Genomic DNA, 16,618 nt, shown 5'->3' with positions numbered 1-16,618 from the left:
ATTTAATTTTCAAAGTTATCCACAAATTAACATTATCATAAATTACTTGTTTATACAATAAGTTTTCTATATTTTCGTTGCTAATTTGTGGATAAAATTATCCCAAACGAAAACTCTATATCAATTCAACAAGGTGATGCTTTTTTCACCGAATGAAATCTAGATTTAATGAATACGAGAAAAATCTTACTTTCCGCTGCTGTTCTTTATTTTGGCCTTGCCGAAGCGCAGCAATCGCAGTATTATAGCGATAGAGAACACTATAAATTCAACCTAGCTGAAAACCTGTATCAAACCAAGGTTTATAATGCGTCTCAATACGAGTATGCGCAGCAGTATTTCTATAATCAACACCTATCTCGATCGAAAAAAGAGGCAGCTCAGTTTTTTGATAACGTGATTGGGGGGATTTTGCAGAAAAATCATGCTGAAAAAGGATTGGAAGCGTTTATGAAAGAATATCCGCATTCAGCTTATTTTGCACAAGCGAATATGCCTTTGGCGGATTATTATTTAGCGCAAAAAGATTTTGAAAAAGCGTTAGAGACTTTACAAAAAGTGAATCAATATCAACTTTCCAGAGAAGAAAACACCCAATACATTATGAAATTGGGTTATGCGAAGTTCATGACGGGAGATTCCAAAGGTGCAATTGAAGCCTTGGATGAAGCGTATCAAAACATGGATGATTCTCAGAAAAGTGAGGTGGCTTACATGTTAGGGCACTTAAATTATGCGGAAGGAAATAATGCAAAAGCGTTTGAATATTTTGATTCGATAAAAGATGATGAAAAATACGCCCAAATCGTTCGTCCATATTACGTTCAATTGTATTTCAATAATAAAGAATACGATCAAGCTATTAAGGAAGGTGAACAGTTGCTGAACTATGATATTTCCAACGAATACAAAGCAGAAGTTCATAAAATAATTGGCGAAAGTTATTTTATGAAAAAGGAGTATCAAGCAGCATATCCGCACTTGAAAACCTATTTAGAAACGCAAAAACAGCCTTCTGAAAGTGATTTGTACGAGATTGGTTACGTAGCTTCTCAAGCAAAAAAATACGATGAAGCGGTTTTTTATTACAGTCAGTTGACTAATTCCAATTCGGCGATGTCGCAGAATGCGTATTATCAGTTAGGAAACGCGTATTTGTTGACAGGGAAAAAACAAGAAGCGCTTTCAGCGTTCCGTTCAGCGTATCAAATGAATTACGATCCTAAAGTTCAACAATTAGCACATGAACAGTATGCGAAATTGAGTTACGATATCGGAAATCCATTTGAGGCAGCACCTACGGTGATTCAAAATTACACCAAAAAATATCCTTCAAGTCCAAAAACAGCTGAATTGAAAGGTCTTTTGGTGAAATCGTATTTGTATTCTGGGAATTATAAAGAAACATTGGAAGCGATTGATAAACTTCCAAATTCGGATCCGGAAACGGACAAAGTAGATCAGGAGGTTTCGTTTTTGTTGGGTACGGAAGAATTCAACAAAGGAAATTATGATGCTGCGGAAACGTATTTTACACGAAGTTTAGAGATTAATCAAAATAAAGAAATTACGCCTCGTGCAACATATTGGTTAGCACAAACGTATTTCCAAAAAGGGAATTATCCATCGGCAATTACACGTTACGAACGTTTGCTGAATCAAACTTTCCCAGAAAAGCAACAGCTTTCATATGATTTGGGATATGCGTATTTCAAATCGAAGAAGTTTGATAAAGCGCAAGCGTATTTCAAAGACTATCTGAAAAATCCAAAATCGGAATTTAAAACAGATGCCGAATTGCGTTTAGCAGATACCTATTATGCGGATAATCAGTTGAATGAAGCGATTGCGATTTACGATAAAGCGGAATCAGGTGATGATTATACATTGTTCCAAAAAGCGATGGCTTTAGGATTTAAAGGCGATACCGAAGCGAAGATTACGAATTTGAAAAATCTACTTTCGAAGTATCCGCAAAGTGAGTATGCTGATGATTCTTTGTATGAAATTGGTTCTGCATACGCTGCTCAAGACGATTTCAAAAATTCGAACGATTTCCTTTCTCGAGTAATCAAAGAAAGTAGCGATAAAGATTTGATTGCGAATGCACAGATTTATAGAGCGCAGAATTACGTTGGGATGAACCAAGATGACAAAGCGCTATCTGAATTGAAAGCTTTAGGAAATACCTACAGAAACTCGGCTTTTGCTTCTAAAATCGTTCAGGCTTCGAAACCAATTTATGTAAAGAAAGGAGATGTTGCCGGTTATGAAGCGTTTGCAAAATCATTAGGAGTTAAGGTTGATGCGTCGGATATTGATGAAATCAACTTGACCAATGCTCGAAATCTGTATGCGAAAAAGGATTATAAGAATGCGATTTCGTATTACGAAAAATATTTAGCTCAAAATCCAACGGGGGAAGGTTTGTATCAAGCGCAATACGAATTAGGTGAAAGTTATTACCAAACGGCAAGTACAAATAAAGCGTTGGTTGTTTTATTGGAAGTTGCAAAAGTGCAAAACGACTATCAAGAAGATGCGCAAACTCGTGTTGCTCAGATTTATTTGAGTCAAAACAAAAAAGAAGAAGCGAAAACATTCTTGGCTGGATTGGCATCGTCTACAAATTCAACAATTAAAAACTTTGCTAATGTAGAGTTGATGAAGCTTTATGCGGATGAAAAGAACTTTAAAGAAGCTGAAAAATATGCAGATCAGGTTATAGCAAACGCGAAAAACTCGGCTGCGGTTCTAGAAAGCGCAAAAGTGATTAAAGCGAGAAGCTTGATGCAAAGTGGTAAAGACAAAGAGGCACAAACGGCATTTGCGGCTTTAGAAAAGTCTGGAAATACCGAAGTTGCTGCAGAAGCGTTGTATGCAAAAGCGTTTTATCAGAACAAAGCAAAAGCTTTCAAATCATCTAACGAGACTATTTTCAAACTTGCGAATAACTACGCTGGTGAAGAATATTGGGGTGCAAAAGCCCTTTTGGTGATGGCTCGCAACTATATTGGCTTAAAAGATAAGTATCAAGCAAGTTACACGGTGGACGAAGTCATTGCCAATTATCAGGATTTCCCAGATGTTGTTGCAGAAGCTAAAGAGATAAAAAAACAAATCAAGTAAACGGAGAACCTCCGAAATTATTGAAAATTGAAAAAAGGCGCAGCCTTCAGAATTATGAATAAAAATCTTAAAATACTATCATTCGTATGTTTTGGTGTCTCTCAATTCGCTTTCGGCCAGATTAAGGACGAGCGATTGATTCTTGATCGAAAAAGAGAACCCGAAGTAAAAAGAATTGAAAAGAAGAAAACATCGATTCCTGCTGAGAAAAACTATCCTCCCAAGGAAAAGAAAATTCAGGATTCTTTGAATTTGAAATACGATATCACGGACGTTCCTGCGGTTTCTGAGTTTAAAACTTCAACCATTCAAGGAGCAGATATTACGCCAAAATTCAATTCAGAATATCAGGACAACTATTTCCAATTGGGATTCGGGAATTACAGTAAAATGCTTGCCGATGCCAATATTTCAACGGTTTTGGAAAACAAAATGCAGTTGGGAGCGGATGTTCATTATCTTTCGACAAGCGGTTTGAAAAAGGTTTACGATTGGGATTCCGATCAAAGAACGATTAATGTTGGCGCATACTTGAATAACTACGGTGAATTAGGGAAATTCAACATCAATGTAGATTACAATCGCGATGATTATAATTACTACGGAATTTACATGTTCAAACCGACGAGCGATATCAATATCGAGCAAAGTGTTAATCAGTTTCATGTAAATGGATATTATGATTTCTATTCGAATGAAATTTTGAATGACGTTCGAGTAAAATCAACGTTTTTGAAAGATCATTACGGGGCCAAAGAAAATCTAGCGGATATAACTGCAAACCTTTCTAAACACGGAGTTGATGTAAATGGGGATATTTCGTTGAATGCAGATTTAGGTTTAGGAATCGAAAGTCAAAAAACAGAATTTGATTTATTAAATAAAAATAAATCGAACTTTTTTAATTTCGGAATTACGCCGAAGATTACTTTGTTTAAAGGGAATTCGTATTTAATGTTGGGTTCTAATTTCTCTTTAGCTAGTGGGAAAAATGAAGGAGCTCAATTGGCTCAAGAAGAAAAACTATCTAAAACCTATTGGTTTCCAAAAGCAGAGTTAATGCTTGCGGCGACGGATGAGTTTAGCTTTTATGCTGGCGTTGATGGTGGTTTGAAGTTTAATTCGTACGCGAATTCACTTCAACAAAATCCATACACGCTTTCGGATTTGTATTTGAAGCCTACGCGTAGTAAATACCATGTGTATTTCGGGATGAAAGGAGATATTGAAGAAGATTTCAAATACGATGTTTCTGCAGGTTTCGGAAAACTAGAAGACATTATGTTCTTCCGAGGAACTGATTATATTATTCATCCAGCAGATGGCAGTTATGGTTATGGCTTAGCCAATACATTTAACACAGCATACGATAACGGTACGTTGAGTGAAGTGAAGGCAAGTTTGCAGTATTTTCCATTGGAAAACTTAGCTTTGGATGGTGAAATAAAGTTCCAAAAATACAAGTTGGACAACTTTTCAGATATCTACAATGTTCCTTTGATTCGTGCGCAAATTGGTGCAAAATATACGATGCTAGATAAGAAGTTATTGCTAGGATTTAAAGGCTTTTTCGTGAGCGATAGAACGACAAACTCGTATGAAGCAGTTGCAGGACCAGCTAGTTTCAATACGCAAGAAAGTACAAATACGAAAGTTGGCGGTTATGCCGATTTAAATTTGTCTGCAGAGTACAAAATCCACAAAAATTTCAGTATTTTTGCCAACGGAAATAACCTACTGAACTCTAAATACCAGACCTTCAACGGGTATAAGGTTTTAGGAGCTCAGATTTTAGGAGGTGTGAAAATCACTTTTTAAGACGTTTCCTTTTGGTTGCATAGTTTAATGGATAGAACTTCGGATTTCGGCTCCGACAGTGAGGGTTCGAATCCTTCTGCGACCACTATATAATTAAAAAACCACCTTTATTAGGTGGTTTTTTGTTTTTGTTCATCAACATTTAGACAACTAATTAGGATTTTAAAAAGAAATACCACATCGTAAAAGCGATGACGGCTCCCACTAATAAAATGATGATGAACTTCTGACTTTTATTTTCTTCAATAAATAAATTACTTTTCTGAGGTGTTGAATAATTGGCTTTTGAACTTGAATTAATAGTCCCTCCAGTTGACTGGTAATGCTCTTCATATTCCTTTACTGCATGGTTGTTGACACCCATTAACGCTTTGAATCTTGGCCATAATTCATGATCCGGTGTTAACGTGTGCTTTTTGCCCGTATTGTCCGTATACAAAGCTTTATAGTTGTTTCCTTGCGAGATAATACTTCCTCGTTCTTTATTGGTAAAACTTTCAAAATCTTCTCTTCTTTCGGTTAGTCTATCCAATTCGGAAAAGTCCAAATGATTTCCCATGGAAAGCGCTTCAACAAAGTCCTTAGCTTCTTTTAAACCAATCGATTTATTATCAACTAAAACTTTAATAGCTTGCAATTTTTCATTGTTGTTAATGTGATCAAATATTTTGTTCATCAAATCATCATCATTCATTTTGTCCGTACTATTCATTGTTTTTTTTCTTAAAAATACATTTTCTGTTCGAATTAACGAGTGATTTTCAATAAACAACTTTTGAATATTTTACATAAATAAAACGAAAAATCGATAAACTTTCCTTTATTTATCGGTGTTTTGAGGTTAATGTAATAAAAGTTTTATATCTTTATCGAAATCTGATAAAATATGAAGAAAAACAGAATTTTCTCGGTAGCAGCGATCGTACTTGCTACACAAATGACTTTTGCACAAACAGCAACAAGAAGCCAGGAAAAACTGAATCCGGTGGTTCAAAGCATCGTAAATGAGGTGAAAAACAATTCTCAGGTTGAAGTTTTAGCAACGGAATTGTTGGACGAAATCGGGCCTCGTTTGGTAGGAACGCCAGAATTGCAAGCTTCGCACGATTGGGCAGTGAGTAAGATGAAAGGTTGGGGGGTTGATGCGTATAACCAGCAATACGGAACTTGGAAAGGTTGGCAGCGTGGAACAACGCATGTGGATATGACGTATCCTCGTGTGAAAAGTTTAAGTGCAACGCAATTGGCTTGGAGTCCAGCAACAAAAAAAGCAGTAGAATCAGAAGTAGTTGTACTTCCTAATGTGACAGACAAAGCAGGGTTTGATCGTTGGTTGCCGTCGGTAAAAGGAAAAGTGGTTTTGATTGCTCAAAATCAGAAAGTGGGAAGACCAGATTATCAAATTAAAGAATTTGCAACTCCGGAACTTTACGAAAAATTGAAAACAGAAAAAGAAAACGATGCAAAAGTGTACCGTGAGTATTTTCAAAAAATAGGATATAACAATAACGAACTTATCGAGGTTTTAGAAAAAGCAGGTGCTTCGGGAGTTGCAATTTCCAATTGGACAGGAATCATGGGGGCTAACCGAATTTTTGGTGCTAAAACAAAAGCAATCCCAATGATTGATATCGATGTTGAAGATTATGGAATGTTGTATCGTCTTGCCGAAAACGGTAAGAAGCCAAAAATTAAAATCGATACCCAATCAAAAGTGTTGCCTACAGCAAAAACGTTCAACACGATTGGTGTGATTAAAGGAAAGGAAAAGCCAAACGAATACGTCATTCTTTCTGCGCATTTGGATTCGTGGGATGGAGCTCAAGGAGCTACAGATAACGGAACTGGTACGATTACGATGATGGAAGTAATGCGTATTTTGAAGAAGTATTACCCAAATAACAAGCGTACTATTTTAGTGGGTCTTTGGGGTGGAGAAGAGCAAGGTTTGAACGGTTCTCGTGGTTTTGTTTTTGACAATCCAGAAATTATCAAAGGAACGCAAGCGGTTTTCAATCAGGATAACGGAACCGGTAGAGTGGTGAATATCAGCGGTCAAGGTTTTGCTAAATCATACGAATACATTACAAGATGGTTAGGCGGAGTTCCAAAAGAAGTTCGTGACCATATTAAAACGGATTTCCCAGGAATGCCTAGTGGTGGTGGGTCCGATCATTCTTCTTTCGTAGCAGCGGGTGCGCCAGGATTCTCTTTAAGTTCATTGAATTGGGGATATTTCGGGTACACGTGGCATACTACAAAAGATACCTACGATAAAATCGTTTTCGATGAGGTGAAAAATAATGTGATCTTAGCAGCAACTATGGCGTATATGGCTTCTGAGGATGAGGAGTTTGTGAATCGTGAAAAACGTGTTATGCCTACAGACGCTTCTGGAAAAGCAGTTGCCTGGCCAGCTGTGGTAGAGCCAGCAAGAAATAGCGACAAATATTAATTTAATGCACTTCCAAAAAGGATAGGGTGATATGTTTCATATTGTTTGTAACGGCTTTCATCACTAGTTTTGTATCAACAAATCATAGTTAAACTATCCCTATATTTACGGATTCAACACAACCAATTTTGAATCTAAATATTGACGAAAAAGACAGCCTTTAGTGCTGTCTTTTTTGTTTATTGATAGGTGTTTCAATACGTTAAATCTTCTTAAGATTTACCATATCGTTTCCGCAGACCATAAAATAGTGGTATTTTTGCCGTTCGAATTTTTTTTAAACTATGGAATTACTGAAATCAGCACTCGATTTTTTTCTTCATTTAGATCAATATTTATTCACCATGATCGTAGATTACGGTCCATGGATCTACTTAATTCTTTTCCTAATCATTTTTGTGGAAACAGGTTTGGTGGTGATGCCTTTCTTGCCGGGAGATTCTTTGCTTTTCGCAGCGGGAACTTTTTGTGCAGGTGTGGTTGGAGCTGATGGCCAGGTGGCAAGTATGAATCTTTGGCTCGTTTTGTTGTTGCTTTCGGTCGCGGCAATTCTTGGAGATTCACTCAATTACTATCTCGGAAAATCCATTGGTTTAAAGGTTTTGAACTGGAAAATTGCGGGTAGAACTTTAGTAAAACAACAGTATATCGATCAAACGCATGAGTTTTTTGAAAAACACGGACCGAAAACCATTATCATTGCACGTTTTGTTCCTATCGTGAGAACTTTTGCTCCATTTGTAGCAGGTATTGGATCAATGGACTATAAAACGTTCATTAAATACAATGTGATTGGTGGATTGGTTTGGGTTTGGGGATTAACTTTAGTTGGGTATTTCTTCGGAAACCTTCCATTTGTTCAGAAAAACTTTGAAACGGTAATTTTTGGTATCATTGGATTATCACTTTTACCAATGGTTTACGAGTTTTTGAAAGCAAAATTCTCCAAAAAGTAAACGTATTTCATTTCGAATTCAAAATTTTGTTACTGATTTTCAGTTGATTATATTTTATTTTGATTTTTTTTCGAATTTTGATGCAAGGATTTTGCAAATCGGCATTTATATCAATGAGTACTCGATAAAAAATTATACTAATCTTAATGTTAATTTGTAATGAAAAAATTTTTGAAAGTTAATTTATTTGCGTTAATCGCAGGTTTATCCGCACTAACTTTAGTTGCATGTATTGAAAACGATCCTATTGAATATCTACCAGTAAATGTTGCTGATATTCCTGGAAACTACTCTGGTAAGATTGTGATTAACCACAACGAACTAAATAAAGAAAGTTTAATTCTTCACACAACAACGGCAGATAGCATCAAATTTGCAGAGTTGCCATTAATGGAAATCGTAAAATCGATTGAGCCTAACGAAGTTGATGCTGCAGATATTGTGAAAGAAATGGGGAAAGTTCCTTATGGATTCGGTTACGAAGCAAAAGTACGTCAAGATTACGGAGGTGCTGAGTTGATTTTAAATCCACAACCTTTAGCGTTGACAATTCCAACGAAAGCTGGAGCGAAAAAAGCAATAGTTACATTCAGTGCAAAAGAAGCTGGTTTCTACTCAACAACGGAAAAAGCGATGGCTATTCGTTTCAAAGTAGACGAGATTTCTGTGGACGGTGTAAAATTAGATCCTTTCAACGCGATTACATACACGTTACCTTATTCAACACAAACGAAATAAGAAACTTAAAAAGGTTGCGTTTCAGTAGAAGGCAACCTTTTTATTTTAGCTGAATATAAAGCAGCTTTCTAGACATATGAATCCGGAAGAATTAGAAGAACATCATTTACTACAGAGGCTCTTGAAGAAGGAGTCTTCTGCGTGGAAAGAGGTGTATACATCATACTCCGGAAAGTTGACGGCTATTTGCTGCCGCTATATCATGGGTCAAGATGATAGGCGTGACGTTTTGCAAAATAGTTTTGTAAACATGTTTACCAATATTCATCAGTTCGAAAATCGTGGTAAAGGAGCATTACGAGCTTGGATGTCGCGAATCGTGGTTAATGAATCTCTCCAATTTTTAAAGAAAAATGGAAATCCATTTGATACTAACGAAACGCAATGGGAATCGATTGCAGCAGAAGAATCGGAAGCAGAACCAAGTCTAGATATGGTGACAGCAAGCGAAATTATGGAGCATATCCAAATGTTACCTGATGGCTACCGAACTGTTTTTAACTTGTACGTTTTCGAAGAAAAATCACATCAAGAAATTGCCCAATTATTAGGGATTTCCGAAGGGACTTCGGCATCTCAATTTTCAAGAGCTAAAAAAGTATTGGCTACTCAAATAAAAAAATACCAATTGTCTAAAACCAGCGTATTATGAAAGATCCATGGTTAAATCATATGCGTAACCTTGTTGAAGAACATTCTGAAACACCACCAGAAGGGCTTTGGAATGATCTTGAAAAAACGTTATTTCCTGCAGAAGAGGAAGAAACTTTGGTTGTTCCTATCAATTCTAATGTTCACGAAGCGGCAAGAATTCAAAAAACGGCTTTCCCTTGGGGGCGAATTGCTGCTGCCGCAATTTTGCTTTTAAGCATGGGTGGAGGCTATTGGTTTTGGACGAATCAAAATGAAAATTCAATGCAACCGACCGCTTCTAACCATGGAACGTCTGGCGGCAAGGAAGTGAATTCACCTATCGATTCGAGTTCGAGTTCTAATTCTGAAAATCAAAATCTTGAAAATCCAATTGATGGAGCTTCAAGAAATCAACCAAAAGTTGCTGTAAACTCAACTACAAGAAATCAGCCGTCTCAACAAATAAATCGTGAATTTGTTCATGTTGATATAATTTCAAACGAAAAATTGTCGAATGCCAACCCAATTGCTGTAAATTCAACTTTAAAATCAAACGCCGAAAAAGGAACGAAGTATCAAATAAATTCAAATCAAACGCACAGTTCAACGAAACCAAACGATAAGCAAATTGCGGTTCAAACCCCAACGAAAAACGAATCCAATTCAACTCAAAATAATCCAGTTCCAACAACGAAATCGGAAGCTGAAAAGCCTTTGGAGGAAGATTTGGAACAGAAAGCACTCATTGCAAAACTTGAAAAAGAAATTGAAGCAATGAAAACGAAGAAAGAGGTTTCAAAAGACCATTGGATTGCCGGCGTGCAAACGTCTGGGTTGTCACTAAGCTCGAATGAAGCTTTGAGTGGCTATTATTCAATGGGACGTAATCAAATGTCGCTAGCGCCCATTGTTATGGGGAATGCAACGTATTGGCAGTCGCCGTATATGGATGTTTTTGTTCGAAATCAAGGAAAGGAAGTCGAAACGGAAATTAAGCACCGAAATCCAATTAGTGTTGGGGCGACCGTTCAGTATCAGATTTCCAATAAAGTGGGGATTTCTTCGGGTGTTCAGTACACCAAATTGGTTTCCGATTTGAAGGCTGGGACAGACGAAAACTACATTAAAAGCGAACAAGTGATTCAATATATTGGGGTTCCTATAAGTTTTAATTATTCGTTCTTGAATAAAGAAAAATGGAATTCGTACGTGAGTTTAGGTGGACAAATAGATCAACCAATTGATGGCGTTATCAAAACCAAATACGTAAACGGTGTTGCTTCCACAAACAATGAAAATCAAAAACTCAGTGGTCTAAAAATGCAATTTTCCACATCGGCTGGTGTTGGTGCGCAATACAATTTTACCCCAAGGTTAGGGATTTATGCAGAACCTTTGATGGTGTACTACATTGATAACGGAAGTCAGATTGGTAGCGTTTACAAAGAAAAACCACTGAATTTCCACCTAAGAATGGGACTGCGTTGGAATCTTACCAAATAAGATTTCAACTTTTACAAAATCATACTTAGCTGAATTCGTTTGCGTTGTTCACAAATTTCAACCACTTTTACTTGGACGTGTTGATGCAGTTTTACCACTTCATTGACATCCGAAACAAAGCCTTCTTTGAGTTGTGAAATATGAACCAAGCCGCTTTCTTTAATTCCCAAGTCAACAAAGCAGCCAAAAGCCGTTATATTATTGACAATTCCTGGTAAAATCATACCCGTTTTAAGGTCTTTGATTGTTTTTACATTGGGATCGAATTCGAAAACTTTTGCCGCTTTTCGAGGATCTAAACCCGGTTTTTGTAATTCTTTTAGAATATCTTGAATTCCTAAAATTCCGATTTCTTCCGTGATGTACTTTTTGGGTTCTATTGTTTCTACTTTTTCTTTATTTGCAATTAAATCATTGGTTTTCAAACCTAAATCTTTAGCCATTTTTTCAACAATAGAGTAGGCTTCTGGATGTACGGAAGAATCATCCAGCGGATTTTTTGCATTTTTAATTCGGATAAAAGCCGCTGCTTGTTGAAACGCTTTTTCACCTAAACGTGGAACTTTTTTCAAGTCTTTTCGAGATTCGAAAGCACCATGTTCTGCTCGATATTGAACAATATTTTCAGCCATTTTCTCACCAATTCCAGAAACATAGCTTAATAAAGATTTACTTGCGGTATTCAAATTAATTCCCACCGAATTCACACATCTGACAACGGTTTGGTCAAGATCGTTTTTCAATAAAGTTTGATCAACATCATGCTGATATTGTCCAACGCCAATAGACTTTGGGTCAATTTTCACTAATTCGGCCAAAGGATCAGCTAAACGTCTTCCAATGGAAACCGCACCACGAACTGTAACATCGTAGTTTGGGAATTCTTCACGTGCTATTTTACTTGCAGAATAGACCGATGCGCCTGCTTCAGAAACAACAAAAACTTGTAAAGGACGATCGAAAGCAATTTTCTTAATGAAAAACTCGGTTTCACGACTTGCGGTTCCGTTTCCAATGGAGATTGCTTCAACATTGTACGCGTTCACCATAGAACGGATTTTCTTTATTGCCATTCCGGTTTCGTTTTGTGGCGCGTGTGGATATATGGTTTCGTTGTGCAATAAATCACCTTTTTCATCCAGACAAACCACTTTGCAACCAGTTCTGTATCCCGGATCGATCGCCAAAATTCGCTTTTCACCTAAAGGGGCAGCTAGGAGAAGTTGCTGTAAATTTTGCGAAAAGACATCAATTGCTTTAATGTCGGCTTTTTCCTTAGCTTCTTGCAAACTTTCATTAGAAATAGCAGGTTCCAAAAGACGTTTGTAGCAATCGGCAATCGCAATTTTTATTTGATTTGCGGCGTCGCCTGAACTTTTGAGGATGGCATTTTCAATTAAATTCAAAGCTTCGTCTTTATCAACTTTAATGGAAACCTTGATGAATCCTTCGTTTTCGGCTCTCAAAATTGCTAATAAACGATGTGAAGGAATTCGTTGTAAGCTCTCTTCCCAATCAAAATACTGAGAAAATTTTTGCGCAGCCTCTTCCTCTTGTTTTGCTTTAACAATTTTGGTTGCAATAGTTGCTTTTCTTTGAAACAAGCGTCGAATTTGTCGTCTAACAAAGATGTTTTCATTAATCCACTCGGCAACAATATCTCTAGCGCCTTGCAACGCTTCGTCTTCATCTTGAACATCTTTTCCTAAAAATCGAGAAGCGGCTTCTTCTATATTGCGTGAGTTTTGACTCATCATAATTTTCGCTAAAGTTTCCAAACCTTTTTCGCGTGCTGCATCTGCTTTTGTTTTTTTACGTTTTTTATAAGGCAAATAGAGGTCTTCCAACTCTTGTAAGTCAAAACTTTTCTCGATTTTTTGTTTTAAATCTTCGGTTAATGCGTTTTGTTCTTCAATGGAATTGAGAATACTTTCTTTTCGCTTTAAAAGGTCGTCAAACTGCTTTTGAAGTTTTGCAATTTGCTCAATCTGAACTTCATCTAAATTTCCTGTTTGATCCTTTCTGTAACGAGCAATAAAAGGAATTGTGCAATCTTGATTGAGAAGTTGTACGGTGTTTTGAATGCTTTTTTCAGAAACGGAAACTTGAGTTTGAATAAATTCTATTGAAGTCATAAATTGCTTTTGAACGGCTAAAATACTGACTTTTGAAAGAATATAGGAATTTGTAAACTGTTTTTATGAGAGAATAAGTTCCATTTGTGGGAGAAATCTATTTTTGATTGAAGATTCCAATTTTCCATAAGTAACGAAACCAAAATGTGCGTAGAAGTTTTCCGCATTAGGATCGGCGTCTAAAATAAGTCGTTTTACGTTCTTCGATTTTGCAATTTCGATGCAATTTTCTAGTAAAAATTTTCCAATTCCTTTTCCAATAAATTCGGGATACATAAAAAGGAAATCCAATTTTGCTGTTGCTTCATCAATACGAACTAAAGAATAGAATCCAATGATTTTCATGTCATCAACTACTTTATAAACCTCATTTTCTAGAATATATTTTTTGGTGATTGTTAAACTCTCTCGCCATGATTCGAGTAGTTGAGCCTCGTAATTCCAATACGATTTTCCTTTAAATGCTATGTCGCTTAGTATTTCATGATCCTCAATCGCTGCTTTCTCGATTTTCATTTTTTATAAATTGCTCCTATCACCTTGGGATTTAGGTTCGGAAAGGACAATAAACTCTAAATCAAATAAACAACGTCTTATTCTGAAACGATTTAGGCGTTGTTCCTTCGTGTTGTTTGAAAACTCGTGTGAAATAATTGGTGTCCGTAAAACCTGTTTGGAAAGCGACTTCTTTAATACTTTCTTGACTTTGCAAAAGTTCTTTTGCGCGTGAAATTCGTTCTTGAAGGATAAATTCGTTGGGCGAAATTCCCAATTCTTCTTTGAACATTTTAAAGAAATTCGACTTACTTACATAAGCCATTTTCGCAATCGCATCAATGGATAATTTTTGATGAAGATTTTTCTTGATATAATCAACCACAAAACCAATTCTCGATTTGGGTTTTACTAAATTTTTCTCCACCAAATTTCGTCCTTGAGTTTGCATCAATCGAATAAGAAGTTCTTTCAATGCAAAATCTGCCATCACATCTTTATGGGAATTATCGTCCATGGCAATTCGCATAATGTTATTGGTTGCCGAAGCTAAAGAAGGCGTATTGAAAAGATAATATTCATCTTTTGAAATGTTCCAATTACTCGATTCATCCACTTTTGGAGATTTTAAATTCAAATAATCTAACGCATTTTCTACAAAATCTGGATTGAAACTTAAAGAAACACATTGCGACGGATCTTCATCCGCTTCAGGAAAATCAATAACCATCGTTTCTCCAGGCGCTACCAAAACGCTTTCTCCTGGTAAATATTCGAAATAATCGGTCTTGCCATCCAATTTCATCATTTTTTTACCGCGAAGCATTCCTGTAAAAGCCAAATTCTCGAAATTCAATTTAACATCAAAAGCGCTTCTATGCGTTTCGTAGATGCTGAATTCACAATCTTTTAGAGTAAACGTGGTTTTGTTTTCTACAAGATTGGATAGTTGACTTTCGTGTAATAATGCAGGTTGATACAGCATTTGCTTAGCATTCTTCATTTCCTCGGATTTTTATTTTGCAAGAATTTAAATATACTGAAAATTTTCTCAATGCTTTTCTAATGTTTTGTTAATGAAATACTAAACTTTATATATAGAATAGGATTTTGCTATAAAAAGATAGTATTATGCTATTTTATTCAACGCATAGAAAGTAATTTAGAACTATTAAAATTAAAAACAATCTATATGAGTACAGTAGCAGAACCAAAAAAAGATAATGCTTTGCAAAGACCAGAATTCAAAGCAAAATACGACAATTATATCGGTGGAAAATTTACGGCACCCGTTTTAGGGAAGTATTTTGATGTCGTTTCGCCGATTGACGGAAAAGTGTTTACGCAAGTAGCACATTCAACAAAAGAAGATTTAGAATTGGCGGTTGATACGGCTTCTAAAGCTTTTGAAACTTGGAAAAATACGTCACCAACAGAGCGTAGCATTATTCTGAACAAAATTGCGGATAGAATGGAGGAAAAACTTCAATATATCGCAGCAGTGGAAACGGTTGATAATGGAAAAGCAGTTCGTGAAACTTTAGCAGCGGATATTCCTTTAGCAATCGACCATTTCAGATATTTTGCGAGCGTAATTCGTGCGGAAGAAGGTTCAATGAATGAATTGGATAAAGACACGGTTTCTTTAATTGTAAACGAGCCTTTGGGTGTAATTGCGCAAATTATTCCATGGAATTTCCCAATTTTAATGGCGGTTTGGAAGTTGGCTCCTGCTTTGGCCGCAGGAAATTGCGTTGTTTTGAAACCAGCAGAAAGTACACCCGTTTCTATTATGGTTTTAATGGAAATTATTGGCGATTTAATTCCAGCTGGAGTTATTAATATCGTTAATGGTTTCGGAGCGGAGCTTGGACGTGCTTTGGTAACGAATCCAAAAGTAGCAAAAGCAGCTTTCACAGGTTCTACAGCAACAGGACGTTTGGTAATGCAATATGCAACTGAAAATATCATTCCGGTAACTTTAGAATTAGGAGGAAAGTCGCCAAATGTATTCTTTAATTCTGTGATGGATCACGATGATGAATTCTTGGACAAAGCGATTGAAGGAGCTGTTTTATTTGCTTTAAATCAAGGTGAAATTTGTACATGTCCTTCAAGATTATTGATTCAAGAAGATATTTACGATGCATTTATTGAAAGAGTTGTCGAACGAGTGAATGCCATTAAAACAGGAAATCCTTTAGATCCAACGGTGATGATGGGAGCTCAAGCTTCACAAATTCAAAAAGATAAAATCATGTCGTACATCAACCTTGGAAAAGAAGAAGGAGCAGAAGTGTTGACTGGTGGCGATGTAAATTCAATTGGTGATGGCTGCGAGAATGGTTATTACATTAAACCAACGCTTTTCAAAGGAAATAATAAGATGAGAATTTTCCAAGAAGAGATTTTTGGACCTGTTCTGGCGGTAACGACGTTCAAAGACGAAGCGGAGGCTATTGCGATTGCAAATGATACGATTTATGGTTTAGGAGCAGGAGTTTGGACAAGAGATGCGCACCAATTATATACTGTTCCAAGAGCAATTCAGGCGGGAAGAGTTTGGGTAAATCAATACCATTCTTATCCAGCTGGAGCACCTTTCGGAGGATATAAGCAGTCGGGAATCGGTAGAGAAAACCATAAAATGATGTTGGATCATTACCGTCAAACCAAGAATATGTTGATTTCGTACAACAAAAACAAGCTTGGTTTCTTTTAATAGGAATTTTTATTCATAGTATATATAGTTTTTA

At 36.4% G+C, this 16,618-nt stretch carries 12 protein-coding genes and 1 tRNA gene; 9 read left to right on the top strand and 4 right to left on the bottom strand.

What is annotated here, in order from left to right:
• Nucleotides 1-168 precede the first annotated feature (168 nt).
• The 3 genes from AC5XHR_RS03010 (at nt 169) to AC5XHR_RS03000 (ending at nt 5,032) form a co-directional block, all read left to right on the top strand.
• Nucleotides 169-3,129: a tetratricopeptide repeat protein gene (locus AC5XHR_RS03010; protein WP_495949295.1), complete on the top strand. Its 2,961-nt coding sequence runs from the start codon at nt 169-171 to the stop codon at nt 3,127-3,129.
• 54 nt (nt 3,130-3,183) lie between these two features.
• Entirely contained in the window at nt 3,184-4,947 is a 1,764-nt protein-coding gene (locus AC5XHR_RS03005; protein WP_495949294.1) for a porin family protein, read from the top strand.
• Nucleotides 4,948-4,960: 13 nt separating this feature from the next.
• Nucleotides 4,961-5,032 (top strand) — tRNA-Arg (locus AC5XHR_RS03000).
• A gap of 69 nt (nt 5,033-5,101) precedes the next feature.
• On the opposite strand, the gene AC5XHR_RS02995 is transcribed toward AC5XHR_RS03000, so the two are convergent.
• Nucleotides 5,102-5,659 carry a hypothetical protein gene (locus AC5XHR_RS02995; protein WP_495949293.1) on the bottom strand — a complete coding sequence of 186 codons (558 nt, stop codon included), beginning with the start codon at nt 5,657-5,659 and terminating at the stop codon, nt 5,102-5,104.
• Between the two features lie 174 nt (nt 5,660-5,833).
• Between AC5XHR_RS02995 and AC5XHR_RS02990 the strand changes: the two genes are divergently transcribed.
• The 5 genes from AC5XHR_RS02990 to AC5XHR_RS02970 all read left to right on the top strand — a co-directional run bounded on the left by AC5XHR_RS02990 (nt 5,834) and on the right by AC5XHR_RS02970 (nt 11,232).
• Nucleotides 5,834-7,402, top strand: a complete 1,569-nt coding sequence (locus tag AC5XHR_RS02990) for a M28 family peptidase (RefSeq protein WP_495949292.1) — start codon at nt 5,834-5,836, stop codon at nt 7,400-7,402.
• Nucleotides 7,403-7,686: 284 nt separating this feature from the next.
• Complete coding sequence (locus AC5XHR_RS02985) at nt 7,687-8,358, top strand: DedA family protein (protein ID WP_495949291.1); 672 nt, start codon at nt 7,687-7,689, stop codon at nt 8,356-8,358.
• Between the two features lie 159 nt (nt 8,359-8,517).
• Nucleotides 8,518-9,096: a DUF4840 domain-containing protein gene (locus AC5XHR_RS02980; RefSeq protein WP_495949290.1), complete on the top strand. Its 579-nt coding sequence runs from the start codon at nt 8,518-8,520 to the stop codon at nt 9,094-9,096.
• Nucleotides 9,097-9,172: 76 nt separating this feature from the next.
• Nucleotides 9,173-9,748: an RNA polymerase sigma factor gene (locus tag AC5XHR_RS02975; protein ID WP_495949289.1), complete on the top strand. Its 576-nt coding sequence runs from the start codon at nt 9,173-9,175 to the stop codon at nt 9,746-9,748.
• Entirely contained in the window at nt 9,745-11,232 is a 1,488-nt protein-coding gene (locus AC5XHR_RS02970) for an outer membrane beta-barrel protein (RefSeq protein WP_495949288.1), read from the top strand. The genes AC5XHR_RS02975 and AC5XHR_RS02970 overlap by 4 nt, the downstream gene beginning before the upstream one ends.
• An 11-nt stretch (nt 11,233-11,243) precedes the next feature.
• Here the strand turns inward: AC5XHR_RS02970 and AC5XHR_RS02965 are convergent, their stop codons facing one another.
• From AC5XHR_RS02965 to AC5XHR_RS02955, 3 genes are all read right to left on the bottom strand, one after another.
• Complete coding sequence (locus AC5XHR_RS02965; protein WP_495949287.1) at nt 11,244-13,367, bottom strand: Tex family protein; 2,124 nt, start codon at nt 13,365-13,367, stop codon at nt 11,244-11,246.
• A 63-nt stretch (nt 13,368-13,430) separates the two neighbouring features.
• Complete coding sequence (locus AC5XHR_RS02960; RefSeq protein ID WP_495949286.1) at nt 13,431-13,883, bottom strand: GNAT family N-acetyltransferase; 453 nt, start codon at nt 13,881-13,883, stop codon at nt 13,431-13,433.
• Between the two features lie 61 nt (nt 13,884-13,944).
• Nucleotides 13,945-14,865, bottom strand: a complete 921-nt coding sequence (locus tag AC5XHR_RS02955; RefSeq protein ID WP_495949285.1) for an AraC family transcriptional regulator — start codon at nt 14,863-14,865, stop codon at nt 13,945-13,947.
• A gap of 189 nt (nt 14,866-15,054) precedes the next feature.
• Between AC5XHR_RS02955 and AC5XHR_RS02950 the strand changes: the two genes are divergently transcribed.
• Entirely contained in the window at nt 15,055-16,584 is a 1,530-nt protein-coding gene (locus AC5XHR_RS02950) for an aldehyde dehydrogenase family protein (RefSeq protein ID WP_495949284.1), read from the top strand.
• The last annotated feature ends 34 nt before the right edge of the window (nt 16,585-16,618 follow it).

The organism is Kaistella sp. CFF1-2 (assembly GCF_059509915.1).
This window is presented reverse-complemented; position numbering and strand designations above follow the sequence as displayed.

Excerpts from the sequence above, each read along its gene's own strand:
- AC5XHR_RS02995 (WP_495949293.1), bottom strand. The coding sequence starts at position 5,659 with ATGAATAGTACGGACAAAATGAATGATGATGATTTGATGAACAAAATA.
- AC5XHR_RS02990 (WP_495949292.1), top strand. The coding sequence starts at position 5,834 with ATGAAGAAAAACAGAATTTTCTCGGTAGCAGCGATCGTACTTGCTACA.
- AC5XHR_RS02975 (WP_495949289.1), top strand. The coding sequence starts at position 9,173 with ATGAATCCGGAAGAATTAGAAGAACATCATTTACTACAGAGGCTCTTG.
- AC5XHR_RS02980 (WP_495949290.1), top strand. The coding sequence starts at position 8,518 with ATGAAAAAATTTTTGAAAGTTAATTTATTTGCGTTAATCGCAGGTTTA.
- AC5XHR_RS02965 (WP_495949287.1), bottom strand. The coding sequence starts at position 13,367 with ATGACTTCAATAGAATTTATTCAAACTCAAGTTTCCGTTTCTGAAAAA.
- AC5XHR_RS02970 (WP_495949288.1), top strand. The coding sequence starts at position 9,745 with ATGAAAGATCCATGGTTAAATCATATGCGTAACCTTGTTGAAGAACAT.
- AC5XHR_RS02960 (WP_495949286.1), bottom strand. The coding sequence starts at position 13,883 with ATGAAAATCGAGAAAGCAGCGATTGAGGATCATGAAATACTAAGCGAC.
- AC5XHR_RS03005 (WP_495949294.1), top strand. The coding sequence starts at position 3,184 with ATGAATAAAAATCTTAAAATACTATCATTCGTATGTTTTGGTGTCTCT.
- AC5XHR_RS03010 (WP_495949295.1), top strand. The coding sequence starts at position 169 with ATGAATACGAGAAAAATCTTACTTTCCGCTGCTGTTCTTTATTTTGGC.
- AC5XHR_RS02985 (WP_495949291.1), top strand. The coding sequence starts at position 7,687 with ATGGAATTACTGAAATCAGCACTCGATTTTTTTCTTCATTTAGATCAA.
- AC5XHR_RS02950 (WP_495949284.1), top strand. The coding sequence starts at position 15,055 with ATGAGTACAGTAGCAGAACCAAAAAAAGATAATGCTTTGCAAAGACCA.
- AC5XHR_RS02955 (WP_495949285.1), bottom strand. The coding sequence starts at position 14,865 with ATGAAGAATGCTAAGCAAATGCTGTATCAACCTGCATTATTACACGAA.